The 22,242-nt window shown below is 39.9% G+C and carries 26 protein-coding genes and 2 riboswitches; all 26 genes read right to left on the bottom strand.

What is annotated here, in order from left to right; all coding sequences use genetic code 11:
- Nucleotides 1–159: 159 nt before the first annotated feature.
- Nucleotides 160–531, bottom strand: a complete 372-nt coding sequence (locus SJY16_RS08480) for a GNAT family N-acetyltransferase (RefSeq protein WP_377892141.1) — start codon at nucleotides 529–531, stop codon at nucleotides 160–162.
- Between the two features lie 225 nt (nucleotides 532–756).
- Nucleotides 757–1,227: a 6,7-dimethyl-8-ribityllumazine synthase gene (gene ribH / locus SJY16_RS08475; RefSeq protein WP_377888736.1), complete on the bottom strand. Its 471-nt coding sequence runs from the start codon at nucleotides 1,225–1,227 to the stop codon at nucleotides 757–759.
- Between the two features lie 31 nt (nucleotides 1,228–1,258).
- The gene (locus SJY16_RS08470) at nucleotides 1,259–2,452 is read right to left on the bottom strand and encodes a bifunctional 3,4-dihydroxy-2-butanone-4-phosphate synthase/GTP cyclohydrolase II (protein WP_377888735.1); all 1,194 of its coding nucleotides are present in this window, start codon (nucleotides 2,450–2,452) and stop codon (nucleotides 1,259–1,261) included.
- A 21-nt stretch (nucleotides 2,453–2,473) separates the two neighbouring features.
- On the bottom strand, nucleotides 2,474–3,130 hold the full coding sequence (gene ribE, locus SJY16_RS08465; RefSeq protein WP_377888734.1) for a riboflavin synthase: 657 nt from the start codon (nucleotides 3,128–3,130) through the stop codon (nucleotides 2,474–2,476).
- Nucleotides 3,130–4,224, bottom strand: a complete 1,095-nt coding sequence (ribD, locus tag SJY16_RS08460; RefSeq protein ID WP_377888733.1) for a bifunctional diaminohydroxyphosphoribosylaminopyrimidine deaminase/5-amino-6-(5-phosphoribosylamino)uracil reductase RibD — start codon at nucleotides 4,222–4,224, stop codon at nucleotides 3,130–3,132. Before ribD ends, ribE begins: the two co-directional genes overlap by 1 nt.
- Before the next feature lie 124 nt (nucleotides 4,225–4,348).
- A riboswitch (FMN riboswitch) is annotated at nucleotides 4,349–4,497 on the bottom strand.
- Between the two features lie 20 nt (nucleotides 4,498–4,517).
- Nucleotides 4,518–4,955, bottom strand: a complete 438-nt coding sequence (locus SJY16_RS08455; protein ID WP_377888731.1) for a peptidylprolyl isomerase — start codon at nucleotides 4,953–4,955, stop codon at nucleotides 4,518–4,520.
- Nucleotides 4,956–5,047: 92 nt separating this feature from the next.
- On the bottom strand, nucleotides 5,048–6,370 hold the full coding sequence (gene lysA, locus SJY16_RS08450; protein ID WP_377888729.1) for a diaminopimelate decarboxylase: 1,323 nt from the start codon (nucleotides 6,368–6,370) through the stop codon (nucleotides 5,048–5,050).
- A 105-nt stretch (nucleotides 6,371–6,475) separates the two neighbouring features.
- Nucleotides 6,476–6,660: riboswitch (Lysine riboswitch) on the bottom strand.
- Nucleotides 6,661–6,706: 46 nt separating this feature from the next.
- Nucleotides 6,707–8,200 carry a spore germination protein gene (locus tag SJY16_RS08445; protein WP_377888727.1) on the bottom strand — a complete coding sequence of 498 codons (1,494 nt, stop codon included), beginning with the start codon at nucleotides 8,198–8,200 and terminating at the stop codon, nucleotides 6,707–6,709.
- On the bottom strand, nucleotides 8,178–8,762 hold the full coding sequence (gene spoVAEA / locus SJY16_RS08440) for a stage V sporulation protein SpoVABEA (protein ID WP_377892139.1): 585 nt from the start codon (nucleotides 8,760–8,762) through the stop codon (nucleotides 8,178–8,180). The genes SJY16_RS08445 and spoVAEA overlap by 23 nt, the downstream gene beginning before the upstream one ends.
- A 4-nt stretch (nucleotides 8,763–8,766) precedes the next feature.
- Nucleotides 8,767–9,117, bottom strand: coding sequence for a stage V sporulation protein AE (gene spoVAE, locus SJY16_RS08435; protein WP_377888725.1), 351 nt, complete (start codon nucleotides 9,115–9,117; stop codon nucleotides 8,767–8,769).
- Nucleotides 9,117–10,130: a stage V sporulation protein AD gene (gene spoVAD, locus SJY16_RS08430; protein WP_377888724.1), complete on the bottom strand. Its 1,014-nt coding sequence runs from the start codon at nucleotides 10,128–10,130 to the stop codon at nucleotides 9,117–9,119. Before spoVAD ends, spoVAE begins: the two co-directional genes overlap by 1 nt.
- A gap of 12 nt (nucleotides 10,131–10,142) precedes the next feature.
- Nucleotides 10,143–10,595: a stage V sporulation protein AC gene (spoVAC, locus tag SJY16_RS08425; RefSeq protein WP_377888722.1), complete on the bottom strand. Its 453-nt coding sequence runs from the start codon at nucleotides 10,593–10,595 to the stop codon at nucleotides 10,143–10,145.
- A complete protein-coding gene (locus SJY16_RS08420) occupies nucleotides 10,596–11,024 on the bottom strand; it encodes a stage V sporulation protein AB (protein WP_377892137.1) in 429 nt (142 codons plus the stop codon).
- Nucleotides 11,024–11,623, bottom strand: coding sequence for a stage V sporulation protein AA (locus tag SJY16_RS08415; RefSeq protein ID WP_377892134.1), 600 nt, complete (start codon nucleotides 11,621–11,623; stop codon nucleotides 11,024–11,026). The genes SJY16_RS08420 and SJY16_RS08415 overlap by 1 nt, the downstream gene beginning before the upstream one ends.
- Before the next feature lie 456 nt (nucleotides 11,624–12,079).
- Entirely contained in the window at nucleotides 12,080–12,835 is a 756-nt protein-coding gene (gene sigF / locus SJY16_RS08410; RefSeq protein WP_377888720.1) for an RNA polymerase sporulation sigma factor SigF, read from the bottom strand.
- 12 nt (nucleotides 12,836–12,847) lie between these two features.
- The gene (spoIIAB, locus tag SJY16_RS08405; RefSeq protein ID WP_377888718.1) at nucleotides 12,848–13,288 is read right to left on the bottom strand and encodes an anti-sigma F factor; all 441 of its coding nucleotides are present in this window, start codon (nucleotides 13,286–13,288) and stop codon (nucleotides 12,848–12,850) included.
- Nucleotides 13,288–13,638: an anti-sigma F factor antagonist gene (gene spoIIAA, locus SJY16_RS08400; protein WP_377888717.1), complete on the bottom strand. Its 351-nt coding sequence runs from the start codon at nucleotides 13,636–13,638 to the stop codon at nucleotides 13,288–13,290. Before spoIIAA ends, spoIIAB begins: the two co-directional genes overlap by 1 nt.
- 101 nt (nucleotides 13,639–13,739) lie before the next feature.
- Nucleotides 13,740–14,891: a D-alanyl-D-alanine carboxypeptidase family protein gene (locus SJY16_RS08395; protein ID WP_483860837.1), complete on the bottom strand. Its 1,152-nt coding sequence runs from the start codon at nucleotides 14,889–14,891 to the stop codon at nucleotides 13,740–13,742.
- A 160-nt stretch (nucleotides 14,892–15,051) separates the two neighbouring features.
- Nucleotides 15,052–16,353, bottom strand: a complete 1,302-nt coding sequence (locus SJY16_RS08390) for a pyrimidine-nucleoside phosphorylase (protein ID WP_377888713.1) — start codon at nucleotides 16,351–16,353, stop codon at nucleotides 15,052–15,054.
- A gap of 17 nt (nucleotides 16,354–16,370) precedes the next feature.
- Nucleotides 16,371–17,198, bottom strand: coding sequence for a purine-nucleoside phosphorylase (locus tag SJY16_RS08385; protein ID WP_377888711.1), 828 nt, complete (start codon nucleotides 17,196–17,198; stop codon nucleotides 16,371–16,373).
- Nucleotides 17,199–17,219: 21 nt separating this feature from the next.
- Entirely contained in the window at nucleotides 17,220–18,398 is a 1,179-nt protein-coding gene (gene deoB, locus SJY16_RS08380) for a phosphopentomutase (RefSeq protein WP_377888710.1), read from the bottom strand.
- Nucleotides 18,399–18,536: 138 nt separating this feature from the next.
- Nucleotides 18,537–19,427, bottom strand: a complete 891-nt coding sequence (gene xerD, locus SJY16_RS08375; protein WP_377888708.1) for a site-specific tyrosine recombinase XerD — start codon at nucleotides 19,425–19,427, stop codon at nucleotides 18,537–18,539.
- A gap of 14 nt (nucleotides 19,428–19,441) precedes the next feature.
- Nucleotides 19,442–19,669 (bottom strand): YqzK family protein, encoded by a 228-nt coding sequence (locus SJY16_RS08370; RefSeq protein WP_224878127.1) that lies wholly within the window; start codon nucleotides 19,667–19,669, stop codon nucleotides 19,442–19,444.
- Between the two features lie 101 nt (nucleotides 19,670–19,770).
- A complete protein-coding gene (gene fur / locus SJY16_RS08365) occupies nucleotides 19,771–20,253 on the bottom strand; it encodes a ferric iron uptake transcriptional regulator (RefSeq protein WP_377888705.1) in 483 nt (160 codons plus the stop codon).
- A 111-nt stretch (nucleotides 20,254–20,364) separates the two neighbouring features.
- Nucleotides 20,365–21,006, bottom strand: a complete 642-nt coding sequence (gene spoIIM, locus SJY16_RS08360; RefSeq protein WP_377888703.1) for a stage II sporulation protein M — start codon at nucleotides 21,004–21,006, stop codon at nucleotides 20,365–20,367.
- A gap of 72 nt (nucleotides 21,007–21,078) precedes the next feature.
- Entirely contained in the window at nucleotides 21,079–22,242 is a 1,164-nt protein-coding gene (locus tag SJY16_RS08355; RefSeq protein WP_377888702.1) for an endonuclease Q family protein, read from the bottom strand.

Here is a 22,242-nt window from a genome sequence, read left to right as displayed (position 1 = left end):
CGTTTTTTCTCGTAATCCTATACTAAAATGTAAATTGGTGTGAAAAGATGGTCCTTGAGTTTTCCTAACACTTTGATAGCTTTATACTAGAATTTGTTTGATGAAGCATCACATTATGTTGATCAAAAAAACTGTCGAGAGAATCTCGACAGTTTTTTTCTAATTAGAAATATTAATATTTCCTTCTAGGTGACATCTTTCAAAGAAAGTACCTGTAAATTCATTTCCTTTGATATCAACTTCACCATTCAGTATTTCGCATAGAGCTTCCACCATTTGTTTTCCTATCCCTTGGTGGCGATGGGAAGGGTTAACGCTTATATCTTTAAGTTCGACTTCTGTCTCACTTATCCATTCTATCCCTAACAACCCGATGATATCTTCTTCTTTCCAAAGGTAGAGCTGTCTTGAGTCCATATCTTCATAATCCCTAATAGACTGCTGAAGCTTCTTTATTTCTTTTTCATTTGGCATAAAGCTCAATAAACCCATTGCGATTTTTTCGTGAGCTTTTTTATATCGAATTAACATCATTATCCCTCATTAAAGAAATTCTTGGCTTTCTGTTCAATACCTTATTCAAACATAAGTTGAAGTGTTCATACAAGTCTTCTTACAAGTGCAACGAGCATAATTACGGCGATCACGATACACATACGAATCAGCCATTTTTCTTGATTTTTACCCTTCACTTGAATGACTCCCTTGCCACATTGTTAAACATCATCACAATCATAGCCAAAAATCTCCTATTAATCAACCTTCAAATGATTTTGATAAATTCGCCATTTCAATTGCAGCAGCTGCAGCTTCCCATCCTTTGTTACCAGCTTTGGTACCAGCACGCTCAACAGCTTGTTCGATCGTATTCGTAGTTAAAACACCAAAAATGACTGGTACTCCGCTTTGTAGGGATAGATTAGAAACTCCTTTCGCAACTTCATTACACACATAATCGAAGTGTGGTGTCGCCCCTCTAATAACTGTACCAAGGGTAATAACTGCATCATAACGACCAGAATCAACCATTTTTTTAGCAGCGAATGGAATTTCAAAAGCACCTGGAACCCACGCGATATCGATATCGTTTTCAGACATTCCGTGTCTTCTAAGTGCGTCCTCAGCACCGCCTAAAAGCTTACTAGTAATAAATTCATTGAACCGTCCTACCACTATTCCTACCTTTAACCCTGATCCGACTAAATTTCCTTCATATATATGACTCATTATTTATTTCCTCCCTTTAATTGTTTTCAAATTAGAAGTGAAGCATATGCCCTAGCTTACTATGCTTTGTTTTAAGATATCTTTCATTCTCCATCCTAGAAGCCATCTGTAATGGTACTCGGGCATCAACCTCAAGTCCATAGCCCTTTAGTCCTGCGATTTTTCTTGGATTGTTCGTCAGTAACTTCATCTTAGAGATTCCTAAATCACGAAGAATTTGAGCGCCAATTCCATAATCCCTTAAATCTGGTTTAAATCCAAGTTTCTCGTTCGCTTCAACAGTGTCATAGCCCTGCTCTTGCAATTTGTAAGCCTTCATCTTATTCAGCAGACCTATTCCTCGGCCTTCCTGTCTCATATAAAGGAGGACTCCATGCCCTTCTTTTTCAATCTGAGCAAGAGCAGCATGAAGCTGAGGACCGCAGTCACATCGGAATGATCCGAACACATCTCCAGTTAAGCATTCAGAGTGCACTCTAACTAGAGTAGGTTCATCTGGAAGGACTTCGCCTTTTACTAAAGCAACATGTTCCTTTTGGTCTAATATATTCGAATAGCCAATCGCCCGAAATGCGCCATATTCTGTAGGCATTTCGATTTCAACTTCTCGCTGTATTAGATTATCTTTCCGGTTCCGATAGTGAATCAAATCCTTGATTGTAATCATCTTCATATCGTGTTCCTCGGATATTTTTGCTAAGTCAGGAACGCGTGCCATTTCACCATTCTCTTTAATAATCTCACAGATCACCCCTGCAGGTTCTGATCCTGATAACTTAGCAAGATCGATGGCAGCTTCTGTATGCCCTGCACGCCTTAACACCCCACCGTTCTTTGCGATTAACGGGAAGATGTGGCCTGGACGGTTAAAATCTCCCGGATTGGCTTTGTCGTCGATAAGAGCTTTAATTGTTGCAGCTCTTTCAGAAGCGGATATACCAGTGGTTGTACTAATATGATCCACGCTAACTGTAAAAGCTGTTCCATGAGAATCTGTATTATGGTCAACCATTGGATTAAGCTGTAATTTCTTCGCTCGTTCTTCCGTTATTGGTGTACAAACCAAACCTCGTCCAACCGTAATCATAAAATTAATCGTTTCAGGAGTTACCTTGTCGGCTAAAGCAATAAAGTCTCCTTCATTCTCACGATCTTCATCATCACAAACAATTACCATTTTCCCTTGCATAAGATCATAGATGGCTTCTTCTATCGTGTGAAACATGCTAATCCCTCCTTCTCTACTTTACTTAAATCCGTTATCTTCGAAAAAATCACGATTGAGTGTAGATTGTTCCGTTGAAGTCTGAACATTATCTTTCTTAAGGTACTTAAGTATATATTTTCCTAGCATATCGCATTCAATGTTAACAGTATCCCCTACTCGCTTACTTCCGAGCACTGTTGCATCTACGGTGTGAGGAATGAGCGAAATCGTTACCGTATCTTCTGTAAGTTTAAACACCGTTAAGCTTGTTCCATCAACTGAAATAGAACCCTTTTCAACAAAATAATCCATGAGGCTTGCCGAAAGCTTAATATCAAAGTACTGTGCATTATCAACTTGTTCAATCTTAACAATTTCACCTATTCCATCTACATGACCAGAGACAAAATGACCTCCAAACCTTCCATTCGCAGCCATTGCCCGTTCTAAGTTCACGTGATCATTCGGTCTTAGTTCTCGTAAGCCCGTTGCACGAAATGTTTCCGGCATAATATCCACAGAAAAAGCAGAGTCCGTATAAGTGGTAACTGTCAAACATACCCCATTAATCGAAATGCTATCACCCAAGTGGACATCTTGAAGTATTTTTGATGCACGAATATCCATTACGATTGATTCACCTGATTGATGGACACTCTGGACTTTTCCGATTTCTTCAACGATTCCTGTAAACATTATTGCACCTCTTTTCGTGTGGAAATAATTTTAATATCGTCGCCAACACGTTCTACATTCTCAATTTTCAGTTCTACCGTCTCTTTCATATGTGAAACCCCAAAGCCTTCAAAAGAAGTAGGAGCTTCTTTTCCTCCGATCAACTTGGGTGCAATGTAAGTAACAACTTTTTGAAAAGCCCCTGATTCAAGAAAACTACCGTTTACAGTAGGACCGCCTTCTACTAATACTGAGGTAATTCCGCGGTCTCCAAGAAGTCTCAATATCTCTTCGATCTCAAGCGATTCACCTTGCAGAGCTAACACTTTCACATGTGAAGCGAATGTTCTATTTGTTTCATTCTTTGCTTTCTCAGTCGTGATGATCCATGTTTCAACTGAATCGTCATGCAACAGCTTTGCACTTGAAGGAAGCCTTAGCAAACGATCAAGAATAACTCTTACTGGACTCAAACCTTCTCCATACCTCGTCGTTAGTGAAGGGTTATCCTTTTCTACAGTTCCAACACCTACTAGTATTGCATCATGTTGATGACGTAGAGCGTGAACATCTTGCCTCGCCTCAGGTCCAGTAACCCATTTACTGTCACCCGTTTTTGTCGCCACTTTCCCATCCATTGAAATTGCAGATTTCAATGTGACAAAAGGTTTATTCGTATTTATGTAGTGGAAAAACACTTCATTAATCGAATATGCTTCTTCTTCTAGCAATCCTAAATGAACGATTATACCCGCTTCTCTCAGTCTTTCTAATCCTCTCCCTCCTACAAGGGGATTGGTGTCTTTCATCGCAACAAAGACTTCAGAAACTCCAGCCTCTATTAAGGCACTACTACAAGGCGGTGTTTTTCCGTGGTGGCTACAAGGTTCAAGAGTCACATATGCAGTTGCTCCCTTTGCTTTTTCGCCTGCCATTCGAAGTGCGTTAATCTCAGCATGAGCATCACCCGCTTGCAAATGAGCTCCCATACCAACAATTCTGCCCTCGTTTACTAGAACAGCACCAACAGCTGGGTTTGGCGCAGTTTGCCCTATTGTATTTCTTGCAAGATCAATTGCCATCTTCATATAATCTTTATTATTCACATTGACCATCTCCTAACAAATCAATTGGGGTTAAGAGATATAAAAAAGCCTCCCGATTGATGAGGGAGGCTTTTGAAAAGAGTATACCAAATAAACCTTTTGAAGGTCATTCTTCAAAAGGGCTGGTAAACTTTTACTCCTTCTCCCATCCAGACTATACTGTCGGTTCTGGTCTTTCACCAGATCCACCGTATGCAATATGCACACGGGTCACGGACTTAGTTGATTAGATAATCAATCATTACCGCCGGTTGGGAATTGCACCCTACCCCGAAGGAAAGTTTTATTTAGTTTAAGCTAAATTATTCTTCGTCCCAAACCTTAACTTCTTTCATTACATCTCCTTGTTTAACTCGAAGAACAGTTTCCATTCCTTCCGTTACTTGGCCGAAAACTGTATGAACACCATCAAGATGAGGTTGTGGTTCATGTACAAGGAAGAACTGACTTCCACCAGTATTCTTACCAGCATGAGCCATAGAAAGTGATCCTGCTACGTGTTTGTTTGGATTACCTTCTGTTTCACAGTCAATTGTGTAACCAGGGCCACCCATACCAGTTCCTGTTGGATCTCCACCTTGTGCAACAAAACCTGGAATGACACGGTGGAAATTAACACCGTTATAGAATCCTTCGTTAGCTAGTTTTTCAAAGTTAGCTACCGTGTTAGGTGCTTCCTCTGGGAAAAATTTAATTTGAATTACTTCGCCATTTTCAAATGCGATTGAACCTTTTTTCATAAAAAATATCCTCCTGCGTAAACAATTTGCTTAAAAGCTCTTTCATTATAGCATACAGTAACGTATTTACCGTATTATTTACCACATAGAAACTATTTCGAAATAACCATTTTGTTTAAGGGGCGATCATGTTGGATTAAATCTTCATATGATTCCCTTTGAACAACAAGACTTGCTTCACCGTCTTCAACAAATACAACTGCTGGTTTTGGAAGGCGATTATAATTATTAGACATAGAATACCCGTATGCCCCTGTAGAAAAAACAACCATTACATCACCTGCGATTGCACGTTGAAGCTCACAATCCCAAATCAACATATCTCCTGATTCACAGCATTTCCCTGCAATTGAGTAAAGAGTATCTTTAGGTTCATTCATCCGATTGACAATAGACGCTTCATATTTCGCTTTATAAAGTGCTGGGCGAAGGTTATCATTCATCCCTCCATCTACAGCAAGGTAATTTCGTAATTCAGGAACATTTTTATGAGAACCTACGGTATATAACGTCGACCCAGCTTCACCTACTAGAGATCGGCCTGGTTCGATCCAAATTTCCGGCATCGCCATTGTACTATGTTCAAGCTGCTTACTAACGGCACTCGTCATAGCATCGATATATTCAGAAGGAGGGATAGGTTGATCCGAACTATTATAGCGAATTCCAAATCCACCACCTAAATTAAGTACCTGTGGCTCATATCCAAAATCTTCATACCATTTATGAAGATAACTATAAATTTTTTCGATCGCCATTACAAACCCAGTGGTTTCAAAAATTTGTGAACCTATATGACAATGAAGGCCTAGAAGATGAATATTTCCCATTTTCAAAGTGGTCTCGATCGCCTGTTCTACCTGACCACTTTGTAAGTCGAAGCCGAACTTTGAATCTTCCTGACCAGTTAATATATAGTCATGCGTGTGAGCCTCGATACCTGGAGTGATTCGAAGCAATACATTTGTTGAAACACCCTCTTCAAACGCCAACTGCTCGAGTAAAGAGAGTTCGTAAAAGTTATCAACTACAAAACATCCAATTCCCGCTTTTAGAGCCATTCTTATTTCTGATTCACTTTTGTTGTTACCGTGAAAATGGATGCGCTCTACCGGAAATCCTGCTTGTAGTGCAGTATAGAGTTCGCCTCCTGAGACTACATCGAGACTTAACCCTTCTTCTTCAGCAAGCTGGATGATGGCAATACATGAAAATGCTTTACTCGCGTATGCAACCTGATACTTTAATTGTTTTTTCTCAAAAGCCTCTTTAAATGCTCTCGCTTTCTCCCGAATCAGCGCCACATCGTACACGTATAACGCTGTTCCGTATGTTTTCGCTAGTTGAAACGTGTCGACTCCTCCGATTGTATAATGTCCATTCTCTGAAATTGCTGCTGTGCCGAATAAGTGCACGTAATTCTCCCCTCTCGCTTTATTCAGTAAGCGAGCTCCCACTACATAAAAAAAACAAACAGCCAACTTATAGATACATTGGCTGTTTTGCTCCGTATCCCCACGAGTTGGATTAGCTCACCACTGCAGTATCGTTAACAGTGACAGTCTGCAGCTTATTCAACTACAGCCCAGCAGTAAAAGGATGGTCCTTCCCCCACTTCGGCAATTTGACCTTTCAGATACCGTCTTCGCAAATCCATTATATGCTCAGATATCGTACTCATTCGCATTGCGCCTCTATCCCCATTACGTTCAATGAGGTCTATTCTATTAAAAAATAAATTATCACACTTTTTAAGATTCGGCAAGTGGTCCGTCCTCTTGCTTTTTCTTATTTTGAGGCTGAGTAATGCTTGGTCTAAGTTTCGTTAACGGCACAGAAACCCTTATTAAGATCTGCACGAACGCTTTCGCATTAAATGGAACAAACGGCCACAAATATGGAGTATTCAATGGTCGTAAGCTAATTAAAAATAATATCGTTAACGTTACGCCCATCATATAGCCAGGGACTCGGAAGAAGAAAACCAGGAATAGTAAAAGTAGCCGGATCAATTTATTCGCTATAGCAAGTTCATAACTTGGAGTAGCATATGACCCAATCGCCGCTATCGAAACATAGAGGATCACTTCTGGCACAAATAGACCTACATCGATCGCAATTTGTCCAATCAAGACAGCAGCTATTAGTCCCATAGCCGTAGATAGTGGAGTAGGCGTATGGATTGCGGCCATCCTTAAGGTTTCGATACCCAGCTCAGCTAGTATAATTTGCACAAAGATTGGCACATTGGTTTTATCAGTTGGTCCTATGAAATCAATTGTTTTCGGTAGAAGCTGTGGTTCGTAAACAAACAGAAGCCATAGAGGCAATAGTAATAATGCAGCAAGCATTCCACCAAACCGTATCCACCGTAGAAAAGCGCCTGCTATTGGAGCCTCCCTATATTCCTCCGCATGCTGTACATGGTGAAAAAATGTAGTAGGTGTAATGATAACACTTGGAGAAGTATCAACAATAATTAACACGTGTCCTTCTAACAAATGTGCAGCTGCTACGTCTGGCCTTTCTGTATACCTCACCAATGGGAATGGATTACCAGCTTGGTGTACTAAGAATTCCTCTACTGCTTTATCAGCCATCGGTAATCCATCTATATTTATTTCCTTCAACTTCTTCATTACGATTTCAACTAGATTAGGATTTGCTACATCTTCTATATATGTAAGGCAAATATCCGTTTTTGATCGCTCGCCAACTTGTAAAATCACATTACGTAGCTTACCATCTCGAATTCTTCTACGGGTTAGCGCTGTATTTTCAATAATGTTTTCGGTATACCCATCTCTCGAGCCTCGTATTACCTTCTCAGTATCTGGCTCTTGTGGCGTTCTACCCGGATATTTTCGAACATCGATAATATAGGCTTGTTCTTCACCTTCCATAAACACAGCTATTAACCCTGACAGCACTTGATCTACAACTTCGTCAAAGTTCTCTACTGTTGTAACTTGTTGATGTGGCAAGTGATTATGGATGACTTTCTCAAACTGAGCAGTTAGCCTATGATGTTCATCGGTATACATCAACTCACGCATAATTTCTACAATGATGGACGTATCACAAAGTCCTGTACAGTAGTAAAAGTTAACGTCTTTATTTAGGATCTTAATTTTGCGAACACCGACGTCAAAACTTTCACCAATACCGATTGACTTCTCCATAAATTTCTCGTTTTCTTTTAACTTTTTGAAGATTTTTTGTTTATCTTTCGTCTTTGATGGCATCTGCTCCACTCCTTTCTAGAAGAATTTGAACCGCTTTTCTTGTTATAGGTGATCCTTTTGTTGGATCATCATATCCAGACATTTTACCAATATCACCAACCCCTACCACGATCGGGAGGTTCAATTGATCAAGAATGGAAACCGTATCACCATCTATTCTTCCAACTTCCATATCAGGGAGGCCATTTTTGTCTACACCATAATGGGTAAGCTCTCCAAAACGATCAATCGAAACATCTACTTTCGTCCATTCAGAAAAGTGTGTTCTAGAAGCCACTGCGATGGCTCCAAGCACATCAATATTCTTATCAGCTGCTACATATTGCATCGCGAGCTCCCCATAACCCTCACCTTGATATCCACTGTCATCAAACATAACAAACACAGGATCATGGGGTGTTTTTGATATAAGTGAAACAATTTCATATCCAGCAAGCGGGGTAGGGTTACCAGCTGATTGACTGATACACCTTCCGCCTAATTCTGAAGCTACTGCTTCAATAGCCTGTTTTGCATATAGATCGCCATCTGTTACAAATATAACCCGCCGCTTTCTATTCATCATTTCACCCCTTTGGTTTGAAAATTATCGCAATAATAAAACCGAATACAATCGCAGAAGAAATACCAGCTGATGTTAGTTGGAAAATCCCCATTCCTATACCGATCAATCCGTGTTCTTCACCTTTTTGCATCGCTCCATGAAGTAAGGAATGTCCAAAACTTGTGATTGGAACAGTAGCACCTGCGCCAGCAAATTCGATTAGCTTGTCATAAATTCCGAATCCATCTAATATTGCCCCAGTAACAACGAAGGAGGACATGACATGAGCAGGTGTTAACTTAAATATGTCTAACAACAACTGACCTACTACACAAATTGCGCCACCTACCGCAAATGCAATGAAATACTCCATTATCGATCACTTCCTGTTCTTTCAAACACTACAGCATGCGCAATGGCCGGCATACTTTCCTTCTGTTGCACCATTACCGGACTGTGAAGACATCCAGTTGCTACAACAAGAATTTTGTTATATCGTCCTTTTTCTAATAAATTGACTAGATGGCCGTATGTGACCACCGCTGAACATGCGCACCCACTGCCACCTGCAAATACTTCCTCTTGATCAGGACGATAGACCATCAATCCGCAATCGTTGTGGTTATTTGTTATGTCAAACCCCTCTTCTGACAACAAGTCTCGAACAATCGGGGCTCCCACTGCAGATAAATCACCAGTAACAATCAAATCGTATTCATCAGGCGTTACATTTAAATCCTTAAAATGCCTGGCGATTGTATCCGCCGCAGCGGGAGCCATCGCAGATCCCATATCAAAAGGATCTTTCACTCCCCAATCGACTACTTTTCCTACAGTAGCTGATGTAATTCTAATATCAGAAACTTCAGTTCCAATCAGTGCTGCTCCAGCACCTGTAACAGTAGAGGTAGCAGTTCCAGGTTTTTGTCCACCATATTCTGTAGGGTATCGAAATTGCCTCTCCGCTGTTGCATTATGGCTGCTTACTCCCGCAACAGCATATCGTGCAAATCCACCCTCCACTAAGGATGATGCTACAGCCAGTGATTCCATGGAAGTTGAACATGCTCCGAATACACCTAGAAACGGAATTTGTAACGTTCTAGCAGAATAAGTTGCGCTTACGATTTGGTTTAACAAATCTCCAGATACATAGATATCTACATCTTCCTTTGAGATACCTTTTTTGCTCAAGCAGTTAGAGATCGAATCTTCTAGAAGCTTTCGTTCTGCTAATTCCCAATTAGCTTCATCACAATGAAGGTTGTCATAAGTTACATCAAAATAGTCTCCTAATGGTCCTTCAGCTTCCTTCGGTCCAACAGCAGTTCCTACGGACTGTAAATATACATTTGCAAATTCCCACGTTTGTTTTCCAGTTTTCATTAGACTCTCTCCTTACAACAACGCTCTAAACAGCAAACGAACAATTCCTACTATATAAGCTGCAACAACCCCAAAAACTATGACAGAACCCGCAAGCTTAAACATATTAGTCGCAACGCCTAGGACGATTCCCTCACTCTTATGCTCTAGCGCAGCGCTTGTAATTGAATTTGCAAATCCAGTTACAGGTACAGCTGAACCAGCCCCGGCAAATTGTCCAAGCTTATCGTAAACCCCAAATCCTGTAAGCAATGCAGCAATTAGTATCAGAGTTGCCACCGTTGGGTTTCCAGCTGTCTTTTCTGAGAAATCAAAGACGTTCATATAGAAATTCTGTAGCCCTTGTCCAAACATACATATGGCCCCTCCAACTACAAATGCCTTTATTGAATTCCATACATAAGGTGTTTTAGGATGATAATTCTTTATATTTTTTGAATACTGTTCTTTATCGTGTAACGACATCTAAAAACCTCCATCCACAAAGATCGTCCAATGAAAAAGCGAACCGAAAACTTTACCTAATACGATGGCCATCAACAAAAGTAAGATTTTATCGATAAACCCAATTCGTTTCGTTAAAATAGGAAGGACATTCAGGACTTCTGTTAAAGCTGCTGCAAGCATTCCAATAAAAACTCCCGCCCCAAGTCCGATTGGTACCATCAGTATCCTTGGTAGTCCGAGTACGGGATTTCTTAATGACAACCAGCTCGCTACAACAGCTCCAACAATGATCGCCCACTCGTAAAATCTTATAAGGTGTCTTGTTTTCGTTATCTGTGTTAATCGTGGAATGATACCTAATACAGATAAAAATGCGACAAAACCAGCACCTACTGCAATCCCTTCAGCAAAACCTATGATCATAACTAAAATGATTTGTGCATTCATCATTCGTTATTTCCTTTGTCTTGATTTTCATGGATGATCACATACTGGTCGAGGTCTTGCTGATAATTAAACATTTCTACTTCTAACGGACTTGGTTCTTCATTAAATCGTTTTTTAAATAGGTGGTTAAAGAAAAGAATCATACCAATTCCAAGTCCAAATGAATAAGGGATCTGAAGAAGAAGAGGTTTTGGATTATCTATTCCTGTAACGATTTTATATATTTGCTGATGTACCTGTCTCATACTTACATCTTCATGGAAATTCATAATAGCAAGCGCTGCTCCTATAAATAAGAGAAGCCAAATAAACACAAAATAGACAGGTGCTAATTTCTTCTTTGAGATTTGCACTTCGATTATGGTTTGGGCTGGCCCGATGATTTGTACTTCTACACTGGTCACATTTTGGATCGCTTTAATCACCTTCATCACATCGATCACCACAAGATTCTTATCCTCTTTGTTAATGCGATGAATAATAATTCTTTCTATTTTCTTACATAACTCATCTTCACCAATCAGCTGAGCGATATCACCTATCGTAAGTCGTGCACCTGGGCTAACTCTGATTTTTTGTTTCAATCGAAGATAAACCATATCAACTGGCACAGCTCTCCACCTCCTTATTCGAGAGGCACCTTATATAAGTAATAGTATGTTTCTGGTATATCGCTCTCATTCTAACTGCAATGATGTTCCATTAATTCCCTCATAGAAAAACATGGTTGTCGTATAGAAAGTTACCAAAAAAAGAACAGCTTAGATCAGCTGTTCTCAGACTGTGGAGAAAGTCCTAAGGACCATCTGCCACGGTAAGGTGGTGATTTCCTCTCCAGGATGCTCGCTTTCCGCTCCAACCTGCATTTAGTGTATGATTAGGAGAAAAAAAACTAATAAACAACCCCCAATGTTAGAATGGTGTCCAACAATTGGGGGTCACTACATTTTTTTGTCCGCAAGGCGGCTCAGGCGCTCGCCCACATGAAAGCAAGCAGTGTTCTCCTCCGGAATAAGGAGCACAATAACCAGGATTTCTTTACGCACTAAGCTGAACTATTTGTTCAGCTGTTCTTTAACTTCTTTTAATATTTTCTTTTCAAGTCGTGATACTTGTACTTGAGAAATGCCAAGCCGCTCTGCTACTTCAGACTGAGTCTGATCTTTATAGTACCTCAGATACACGATCAACCTCTCTCTTGAATCTAGCTTCTGGAGAGCATCCTGCAAAGCGATCTTATCGAACCAAGACGTATCCGAATGGTCAGCTATTTGATCTAACAGGGTAATGGGGTCTCCATCATTCTCATAAACAGTCTCGTGAATCGAACTTGGTGCCCGAACTGCTTCCTGAGCCATCACGACTTCTTCAGGAGTTACTTCGATAAGCTCGGCAATTTCATTAATCGTTGGCGTACGACCTAACGTCTTGGACAATTCATCCCTCGCCTTACGTACCTTGTTACCTGTTTCTTTGAGAGACCTACTTACCTTTACTGTACCATCATCTCTAATAAAACGTTGGATTTCTCCAATAATCATAGGGACTGCATAAGTGGAGAATTTCACATCATAACTTAAATCGAACTTGTCAACGGATTTTAACAGACCAATACATCCTATTTGAAAAAGATCATCCGCTTCATAACCTCTGTTAAGAAAGCGCTGTACCACAGACCAAACGAGTCTCATATTCTTTTGCACAATTTGATCTCTTGCCTGTTGATCGCCCTTCTGGCTCTGTTTAATTAACTCCTTGACTTCTTCATGCTTAAGCTGGGTATGTTTTCCTTTTTTTACCTCCACGTCCATACGCAGGTCCCCTTAATTACATAACGCTTTATTTTTTGATAAGTACTTCACTACTTGAATCGAAGTACCTTGATTCTTTGCAGATTCTATTTTCACTTCATCCATGAAATTCTCCATGATTGTAAATCCCATACCTGAGCGTTCCAGTTCTGGCTTCGTAGTAAACAATGGCTGTCTAGCTTCATCCAAATCATCGATTCCGATACCGTTATCTCGAATAGTTAAATGTACAGTATCATCGTTGAGTTCAACCGAAATATATACTTTTTCATCAGCATTTTGTTCATAGCCATGAATGATCGCATTCGTTACTGCTTCAGAAACAACCGTCTTGATCTCTGTCAACTCATCTACAGTAGGATCTAATTGAGCAATAAACGCAGCAACAGTTACTCGAGCAAAGGATTCATTTTGGCTAAGTGCTGAAAACTCAATATCCATACGGTTTCTCATTAAGCCACCCCCAGAGTCGCAAGAGCATGCTGTTCGTCATTTTCAAGCCGAACGATCTTAAATAGACCTGACATTTCAAAAAGGCGCTTCACTGCAGGAGATATCGAGCATACTACCATTTCTCCACCAAAACTTTTCACCTTGTTATAGCGTCCGAGGATCACTCCAAGCCCAGAACTATCCATGAAAGACAGACCTTCTAAACTTAGAACAATATGCTCGATTTTTCTCTCTTCAAGAAGTTGATCGACTCTCTCTCGTAACTCTTCAGCAGTATGATGATCCAGTTCTCCCTCTAATCTTATTAATAAGACTGGATGTTTAACTTCTAGATTAATCGTAAGACTCACAACGCACTCCTCCTCATGGTTTGCTTGTGAGTTTTTTCTCTGTTTACATGCTTAATTCCTTCTTCATGACAAAACTAGTGTATGTTCGAGGAAACAGACGTTTACTTGACATCATCTTCAGATGCTTTGGCGAATTGCGCCACAGTTCGTTTCATGAGCTGCCACCATGAGGCTTCATCAATATTTTGTGAAGAGAGCACTGGCGAAGTCGCTGTGACTTTCCCATCCACCTTTACTGTAAGAACACCAACAGAATCACCTTTTTTTATTGGGGTTTCGATACGATCGTTCATCTTTATCGAAGTTGTTATCTTTTCATCTTCATTGCCTTTCTTCATCAGAACCGAAACTTGTTGAGATGTTACAACTTTCATTGTGGCTTGATCACCTTTGTTCACTTCTACCTTCTTTACAACATGATTTCGATCAAATAACTTATTAGTCGTATATTGTGAAAAAGCATAATCAAATAGTTTCGTTACTTCAGAGTTACGTTTTTTAGGTGATGGTGCCCCCATTACGACCGCAACAACTCGCATATCATCCCTCTTTGCTGTTGCAGTAAGACAGTATTTCGCTTCATTCGTGAAACCGGTTTTCAGACCATCGACTCCTTGATAAAATTTCACTAGTTTATTCGTATTAACTAACCAAAATTTCTTGTCTGTATCTTCTCTTAAGTAATCTTCGTACTTTCCTGTATATTTCGTGATTAAGTCATATTTTAATAATTCTCTCGCCATCAATGCCATATCATGTGAAGTAGAATAGTGGTCCTTAGCTGGAAGTCCTGTAGGATTAACAAAATTTGTATCTTTCAGACCCATTGCCTTTGCTTTATCATTCATCATTTTCACAAAGTCTTTTTCTGAACCAGCAATCGCTTCAGCCATTGCAACTGAAGCATCGTTTCCTGATGCAATCGCAATACCCTTCAACATATCATCCACTGTCATTTCTTCTCCTGCTTCTAGAAAAATCTGCGATCCACCCATCGAAGCAGCATATTCACTTGTTCTGATTTTCTCATCAAGATGTATTTTGCCACTTTCGATCGCTTCCATAATTAAAACCATCGTCATGATCTTCGTCATACTTGCTGGAGGAAGCTTCTTATTACTATCCTTCTCGTATAAAACCGCCCCAGTATCCCGCTCAATTAATATTGCAGATGATGATTCTTCTACAATATCCGATTTGATTTCACTAGCGCTTGCAAATGATGGAACGAATGTCGCTACACCGAGTAGCATGGCGAGTAATGCTGCCGAAACTTTCATCTGGATCCCTCCATTCTTAGTAATAGAAGGATGCCCACCTTATTGGTAAGTTATACCTTTCATAGTTAGAATCGATTATGAAACTCGTTCAACAAAAAAAAAGCCCCCGAAAAGGGGACTTCGTTGAAAATATTTAGTTGATCACATCATAAATAAGCTTGTGCTTCCCTGGAGACTCTTCAGAAAGTGTGTACGCTTCATTGATTTTCTTGATTGAATCTTGAGGGCTCTCATCATCACTATGAAGTGTAACCAACGCTTCGCCTTTCTTGACTGGGTCGCCTACTTTTTTATTGAGTGTAATGCCAACTCCATGATTAATCTGATCATCTTTCGTTGCTCTACCTGCTCCTAGATACATAGCAGCAACGCCAACTGATTCAGCATCAATCGCAGTAACATACCCATCTTTTTCTGCAGCGACTTCAACATGATACTTCGATTGAGGAAGCTTAGAAAGATCATCAATTACGCCTACGTCTCCACCTTGAGCAGAAACAAGAGAACGGAACGCTTCAAATGCTTTTCCGTTTTCTAGATTTTGTTCTAGCGTTTTATATGCTGAATCAAAGTCACTAAACACACCTGCAAGGACAGTCATATGTGAAGCTAACTCAAGTGATAAAAGACGTAGGTCTTCAACCTTCTTACCTTGAAGAACTTCACAAGCTTCACGAACTTCATTCGCATTACCAACTTCGAATCCAAGAGGTTGATTCATATCACTAATAACCGCAACCGTATTTCTTCCAAGGTTGTTACCGATGTTCACCATTTCTCTAGCTAAAGCCTTGGAATCTTCTAATTCCTTCATAAATGCTCCAGACCCCGTTTTCACATCTAGAACAATGCTATCAGCACCAGACGCCAACTTCTTACTCATGATTGAGCCAGCGATCAATGGAATTGAATCAACTGTAGCGGTAACGTCTCTAAGTGCATATAGCTTTTTATCAGCCGGAGCAAGGTTTCCAGTTTGACCTGCAACTGCTAGCTTATGTGTGTTCACATTGTTAATGAACTTATCTTTCGTCATTTCAATATTAAAACCTTTGATTGATTCGAGCTTGTCTAATGTACCGCCAGTATGTCCAAGTCCGCGACCAGACATCTTTGCAACAGGTACTCCTACTGAAGCAACAAGAGGTCCAACGATGAATGTCGTTTTATCGCCAACGCCTCCTGTAGAATGCTTGTCTACTTTATGCCCTTCAATAGCAGAAAGGTCAATTGTTTCTCCGGAATCAACCATCGCTTGAGTTAACATAGCTGTTTCATTTGACTCCATACCGTTAAAATAAACAGCCATCATAAGTGCGGAAGCTTGGTAGTCAGGGATATCACCTGCTGTGTAACCATTAATGAAAAATTCTATTTCTTCTTTTGTTAGCGTCTTACCGTTTCTTTTCTTTTGAATAACATCGACCATTCTCATGTGATGAATCTCCCTTCCTACGCCATCTTCTCTATAATATTTTTAACCAATAATAAGAAATTCGCTTTAACTTTTTCAGTTGTTTCAATTACTTCACCATGATGAAGCGGCTGATCTAAGATTCCTGCAGCCATATTCGAGATACATGAAATTCCTAGAACCTCCATGCCTGCATGCCTTGCTACGATTACTTCTGGAACCGTCGACATTCCGACAGCATCGCCACCAAGTGTTCTAAGCATACGCACTTCTGCAGGCGTCTCATAAGTTGGACCAGTGTTACCTACATAAACACCAGACTGAAGCTTCATGCCAAGATCAGTTGCTGTTTCATGAGCAAGCTTTTGAAGATCCTTACTATAAGCCGTAGACATATCTGGGAAACGAGGACCAAACTCTTCGCTATTAGGTCCGATCAATGGGTTAGTACCAAAGTTATTGATGTGATCTGAAAGCACCATCAAATCCCCCGGTTCAAACTCTTCATTAACTCCTCCAGCAGCATTGGTTACGATGATTTTTTCAATACCCAATTCTCTCATTACTCTTACTGGGAAAGTTACTTTATCCATCTCATAACCTTCATAATAATGAAAACGTCCTTGCATTGCTGCTACGTTCTTCCCGTTAAGTTTACCGAAGACGAATTGCCCAGCGTGTCCTGCCACAGTTGAAACAGGAAAGTTAGGAATATCGCTATAAGCAATTTTCACTGGATTTTCGATTTCCTCTGCTAGTACACCAAGGCCCGATCCGAGAATAAGGCCTATTTCAGGTTTTACCTCTCCAGCGTTTTCTGTTATATAAGATGCTGCATCTTGTATTTCTTGTTTGATTACTGTCATAATCAGTTCCTCCTCTTGTCTTTAAAGCTTCTCTAGAAAGCTCGTTCCGTACTTAGGCAAGTTTACCTCAAAATTATCAGCTACTGTAGCACCAATATCTGCAAATGTTTTGCGGATCCCAAGGTCTTCACCAATTTCGATTCCTTTATGATAAGCCAGCAAAGGCACATATTCACGAGTATGATCTGTTCCATGATGAACCGGATCATTACCATGGTCAGCAGTAATTAGAAGAAGGTCATCTTCCTGCATGTTTTCTAAGAATTCACTTAGACGAGCATCATATTCTTCCAAGGCTTCGCCATACCCTTGAGGATCTCTTCTATGTCCAAATAGAGCATCGAAATCAACAAGATTCAAAAAGCTTAAACCTTCAAATTGCATATTCTGTGTTTGCACAAGCTTGTCCATACCATCCATATTTGATTTCGTTCTAAGTGACTCTGTAACGCCTTCTTCATCATAAATATCAGATATTTTCCCGATTGCAATAACGTCTTTCCCATTATCCTTTAGCTCGTTCATCACAGTATGACCAAACGGCTTTAAGGCATAGTCATGACGATTAGAAGTACGCTTAAACTCTCCAACTTCTCCAGTAAACGGACGAGCGATCACTCTTCCTACCATATATTCTTCTGCTTTCGTCATCTCTCTTGCAATTTCACAAATATGATAAAGCTCATCGAGAGGGACAACTTCTTCATGAGCAGCGATTTGTAAAACAGAATCTGCAGATGTGTATACGATCAATGCACCCGATTCCACATGCTCTTTCCCGAGTTCTTCAAGGATTTCCGTACCTGAAGCTGGTTTGTTGCCGATGCTCTTTCGACCTGTTCGTTTTTCTAATTCATTTAGTAACTTATCAGGGAAACCATCCGGGAAGGTACGGAAAGGTTGCTCAATATGAAGGCCCATAATTTCCCAATGACCTGTCATCGTATCTTTTCCGTTAGATGCTTCTTGCATTTTTGTGAAATGCGCCATTGGCTTCTCAGCTTTAGTAACACCTTTAACTTCTCGAATATTTCCAAGACCAAGCTTTTGCATGTTCGGCATTTTGAGACCATCCATATGATCAGCTATATGCCCTAACGTATCTGCACCTTTATCATTAAATTGTTCAGCATCAGGAGCTTCACCGATACCTACTGAGTCCATCACTACTAAAAATACTCGTTTAAACTTATTAGCCATTACTAGTCCTCCTTGTATGAATAACACTCATATTTTTACTATTCCCTTTGAAAATATAAAAACACACTTATGTAAAACCATCTCTTAAAACAAAAAAGAAACCTGGTCGACGACCAGATTGTTTTCTGGAGAGCTAACTTAAGCTCTTGGGTGATAAGTTGAGTAAATATCTTTCAACCTGGCCTTCGTTACGTGTGTGTAAATCTGTGTAGTCGATATATCTGCATGACCTAACAACTCTTGAACCGCTCGTAAATCCGCTCCGTTTTCAAGCAAATGAGTTGCGAATGAATGTCTTAACGTATGCGGAGTAAGAGGCTTCACAATATTCGAATGCAGTGCTAGTTTTTTGAGGATTTTCCAAAATCCTTGCCTTGAAAGCCTTTCACCGTGATGATTTAAGAATAGAGCTTCTGACTTTTTACGTTTCAAAAGAGCACTTCTTCCTTCATCTAGATAGAGTTGTAGAGCATCTCGCGCCATTCTCCCTAAAGGTACAATTCTTTCTTTATTGCCCTTACCAATCGTTCTGATAAAGCCCATCGTTAAGTGAATATCTTCCATATTCAAGTCCACAAGCTCTGAAACTCGAAGACCCGTAGCATACAGGACTTCTAGCATCGCGCGGTCGCGCTTTCCAAACGGTGTTGAATAATCTGGTGCTTCTAGCAACTGTTCAACTTCAGATGTGGAAAGAATCTTGGGTAATTTCCGTTCAGCTTTTGGCGTTTCTATATGTACAGAAGGATCTTGATCCGCTTCTTTTTCTCTTAGTAGAAATTGATGAAAGGAACGTATCGAAGCAATATTACGCGCAATGGTTGTTGAGGCTCTTCCGTTATCTTTTAATTCATAAAGGTAGTTGACGATATGAACACGTCGAACATCCTTTAAGGAAGCTAGAGATTCTTTTTCAATTAAATGCTTCGTATATTGAGCTAAATCTCGCCTATAAGCATCGAGAGTATTTTTTGATAGGCTGCGCTCAACTATTAAATAGTGTAAAAAATCCTGTACCTGGTCATCCATAAGCAAAAACTCCCTTATTCACCAGTTTGGTAAAACAAACCGAGCCTCTCAAGGAAAATTTGCTGAGGCACTGACTCCATCTGCACCACTTTGACTGCCTTTCCCTGTGGCTCATCATACCGGTGGTAATTTTGATACTCTTGATTTACCCAGAGAATTCCAAAGTAAAACAGCAGTGTACAGCCTGTAAATAGCAAGAACACCTTCATTGTATCTAAAACAAGCAATAGACCCCTAACCATATTATGCACCTCCATCTCTAGTAAAAGATATGCCAGATAAGGAGATTTTTATACATAGCATGTTTGATAAGGGGCTCTCTTGCATAAATTAATAATTTCGGTTAGGAATGATTTGCTGCTTCTTGCTCAGGCTGCTCCGCTTGGTCTTGCTTTTGACAGCGGTAGCAAATCCCGTGGAATGTTAAGCGATGATCTTTGATTTTAAAGTTCCAATTCGTTTCAACGACTTCTTCTACGTCTCCAAGTAAATCTTCTTGAATTTCGTCCACTGCTCCGCACTCAATGCAAACAAGATGGTGATGGAAATGTGCAGCACCTTCTTGTCTAAGATCAAACCTTGAGACGCCGTCTCCAAAGTTAATCTTATCGACGATTTTCAATTCCGCTAGCAATTCTAGTGTTCTGTATACAGTAGCCAGACCAATTTCTGGTGATTTTTCTTTAACGAGAAGGTAAACATCTTCAGCACTCAAATGATCTTCTTCATTCTCAAGGAGAACTCTTACGGTTGCTTCACGTTGTGGAGTTAACTTATAGCTTTGAGAATGAAGCTGTTTCTTAATTCGATCGATTCTGCTTTCCATATCCCTAATTCCCTCCCTCGATCGATGCCAATTTCATTATAAGCAGTAGAAAAAAGGGTGTCAAACTAAAATAATTATCAATAGTATTTTATAATAATTATTATATTAGAATTACCGAATATCAACTACTGCTTTTATTAATGAAGGTGACAAGTATGCCTCAAACCAAGAGGCTAAAAATAGTACGCATAGCGAACAAAGTACTAATAACGAAAATCTAATAAACGGAGGAAAAATCAATTCAGTTTTACGTTTCATAAATAGTTGTCTTATTAGTTTTAGTGAGAACGTTAACGAAGCTGTACCGATTACAATAAATACAGGAACAGCTAATATATTCTGGGGAAAAACAGATACAAAAGCCAACAAGAATCCTTTCCAGCTCATTTGATTCACCAGGAAGCCAACTGTGAAACCGACCACTATACCTTTTAAGAACAACATAACCAAAATAATTGGGAGTCCGATTACAGTTAGTCCAAGTAACCACATCAATCCGATATATTTCACGTAATGTGTAAAGCTTTGTTGAAACATTTCAGAGGATGTTGCAAATTGACCATCTGAAACTTGTCCAAAGAATCGGCTTAAATATAGAGCGAGGTCTTCTTTTTGCGTAAGACTCAGGCTATTAACTATTACTGCACCGAATACGATTCCCATTAGAAATAACACCGCAATGAATGTATATAGCGATAGATGATCAGCTATATGTGACGAAATAACTTGCTTCAACTGTCGACTCCGATTCATGAGAACTCCCCCTCCATACTTGCTCTTGGTAAAGTCTATGAATCGAATACTAGGCATATGACAGTTGCTAGATTATCGGTTTTTCGTTCTTACTTTGCCGTATTTTCCTCCGCCACCTTTGTCTATCGTGAGCTTCCCTTCCCGAGCAAGGCAAATGTACTTCGCGATAGATGGTGTAACTACAGATGACAACTCATCTTCCTTCGCTCGGTGCAAAATATTCATCTCAGTGCCAAAGAAATCCAACAAACGCTCAAGTGTTTTTGGGCCAATACCAGGTATATAATCGAGTGGAACATGATGAATATACTCAGGTCTTTTTGGCTTACTTGTAGCCGTACTCAACTCTTGAATACGGTTTGAGACGCCCTTGATCACTTGTCTACTCCCACAGCTTAAACATTCGCAGCCACTAACTCTTGTTTCACACTTTCTGCAAACTGTTTCGTAATATTTTCCGAGCTCCGGATCTAACCCATAATTCCTTACAATTCGTCTAGACCCTTCGTTTCTAAGGGCTTTCTTCCATTCCTTAAAAGTCGAAGCTTCTACCTTAAGATGTTGGTACTCCCTTGCGATTTTCGGCGTGGAATGAGCATCCGAATTTGTAAGAAATGGTAAGGATTGGAGTTCTTCTATTTCATCAGCCATCGTAGTGTTTGATGACAAGCCTAGCTCAACCGCATCGATTAAGGTAATATCGAATACTTCTGTAAGAGAAGTTAAAACTCCTCTTCCATACAAACTTTTAAACGGAGTGAAGATATGTGCAGGTATGAAGAGACCATCTAGTTCTTTCACTTTATGTTGCAGCGTGTAAACATCTTCATAAATACGTTGCGAACTCAAAGTGATATTCGTCATTCGGCCTAATAACCAGTCTGAAAAATGTTTCATAAGGGTTAAATCAGGCAAATAAACTAATACGTGAATTGGACCATTACATCTATGATCATAGACTTCGATTTCACTACCTGGAATAAGAGTAATATTTCCAAACCTTATTCCACCATCGTCAAGTTCGCAGCCATTACCATTCTTAATTTCGTTTTCTATTTCATCGATCACTTCAGGAACATGACAATCGATGATCCCAATCATGTCTAACCCTTTACGACTAGAAGCTTCACCAAGAATAGATGTAAGTGTCAAGGAGTCAGATGCAGTAATTTTCACCGGTTTATGTGAAGCAGTTCTCCCAATATGTATGTGAAAATCAGCGAAGCAATCAATCAT

This window comes from Alkalihalobacillus sp. R86527, from assembly GCF_042466185.1.
Lineage (GTDB): Bacteria > Bacillota > Bacilli > Bacillales > Guptibacillaceae > Guptibacillus.
Note: the sequence above shows the minus strand (reverse complement) of the source record. Positions and strands in the feature narration are given on the sequence as shown.

Bases quoted from the DNA above. Each gene is read 5' to 3' on its own strand.
- SJY16_RS08480 (WP_377892141.1), bottom strand. From the start codon at position 531: ATGTTAATTCGATATAAAAAAGCTCACGAAAAAATCGCAATGGGTTTA.
- ribH (WP_377888736.1), bottom strand. From the start codon at position 1,227: ATGAGTCATATATATGAAGGAAATTTAGTCGGATCAGGGTTAAAGGTA.
- SJY16_RS08470 (WP_377888735.1), bottom strand. From the start codon at position 2,452: ATGTTTCACACGATAGAAGAAGCCATCTATGATCTTATGCAAGGGAAA.
- ribE (WP_377888734.1), bottom strand. From the start codon at position 3,130: ATGTTTACAGGAATCGTTGAAGAAATCGGAAAAGTCCAGAGTGTCCAT.
- ribD (WP_377888733.1), bottom strand. From the start codon at position 4,224: ATGGTCAATGTGAATAATAAAGATTATATGAAGATGGCAATTGATCTT.
- SJY16_RS08455 (WP_377888731.1), bottom strand. From the start codon at position 4,955: ATGAAAAAAGGTTCAATCGCATTTGAAAATGGCGAAGTAATTCAAATT.
- SJY16_RS08445 (WP_377888727.1), bottom strand. From the start codon at position 8,200: ATGCCATCAAAGACGAAAGATAAACAAAAAATCTTCAAAAAGTTAAAA.
- spoVAEA (WP_377892139.1), bottom strand. From the start codon at position 8,762: ATGAATAGAAAGCGGCGGGTTATATTTGTAACAGATGGCGATCTATAT.
- spoVAE (WP_377888725.1), bottom strand. From the start codon at position 9,117: ATGGAGTATTTCATTGCATTTGCGGTAGGTGGCGCAATTTGTGTAGTA.
- spoVAD (WP_377888724.1), bottom strand. From the start codon at position 10,130: ATGAAAACTGGAAAACAAACGTGGGAATTTGCAAATGTATATTTACAG.
- spoVAC (WP_377888722.1), bottom strand. From the start codon at position 10,595: ATGTCGTTACACGATAAAGAACAGTATTCAAAAAATATAAAGAATTAT.
- SJY16_RS08420 (WP_377892137.1), bottom strand. From the start codon at position 11,024: ATGAATGCACAAATCATTTTAGTTATGATCATAGGTTTTGCTGAAGGG.
- SJY16_RS08415 (WP_377892134.1), bottom strand. From the start codon at position 11,623: ATGGTTTATCTTCGATTGAAACAAAAAATCAGAGTTAGCCCAGGTGCA.
- sigF (WP_377888720.1), bottom strand. From the start codon at position 12,835: ATGGACGTGGAGGTAAAAAAAGGAAAACATACCCAGCTTAAGCATGAA.
- spoIIAB (WP_377888718.1), bottom strand. From the start codon at position 13,288: ATGAGAAACCGTATGGATATTGAGTTTTCAGCACTTAGCCAAAATGAA.
- SJY16_RS08395 (WP_483860837.1), bottom strand. From the start codon at position 14,891: ATGCTACTCGGTGTAGCGACATTCGTTCCATCATTTGCAAGCGCTAGT.
- SJY16_RS08390 (WP_377888713.1), bottom strand. From the start codon at position 16,353: ATGAGAATGGTCGATGTTATTCAAAAGAAAAGAAACGGTAAGACGCTA.
- SJY16_RS08385 (WP_377888711.1), bottom strand. From the start codon at position 17,198: ATGACAGTAATCAAACAAGAAATACAAGATGCAGCATCTTATATAACA.
- deoB (WP_377888710.1), bottom strand. From the start codon at position 18,398: ATGGCTAATAAGTTTAAACGAGTATTTTTAGTAGTGATGGACTCAGTA.
- xerD (WP_377888708.1), bottom strand. From the start codon at position 19,427: ATGGATGACCAGGTACAGGATTTTTTACACTATTTAATAGTTGAGCGC.
- SJY16_RS08370 (WP_224878127.1), bottom strand. From the start codon at position 19,669: ATGGTTAGGGGTCTATTGCTTGTTTTAGATACAATGAAGGTGTTCTTG.
- fur (WP_377888705.1), bottom strand. From the start codon at position 20,253: ATGGAAAGCAGAATCGATCGAATTAAGAAACAGCTTCATTCTCAAAGC.
- spoIIM (WP_377888703.1), bottom strand. From the start codon at position 21,006: ATGAATCGGAGTCGACAGTTGAAGCAAGTTATTTCGTCACATATAGCT.
- SJY16_RS08355 (WP_377888702.1), bottom strand. From the start codon at position 22,242: ATGATTGATTGCTTCGCTGATTTTCACATACATATTGGGAGAACTGCT.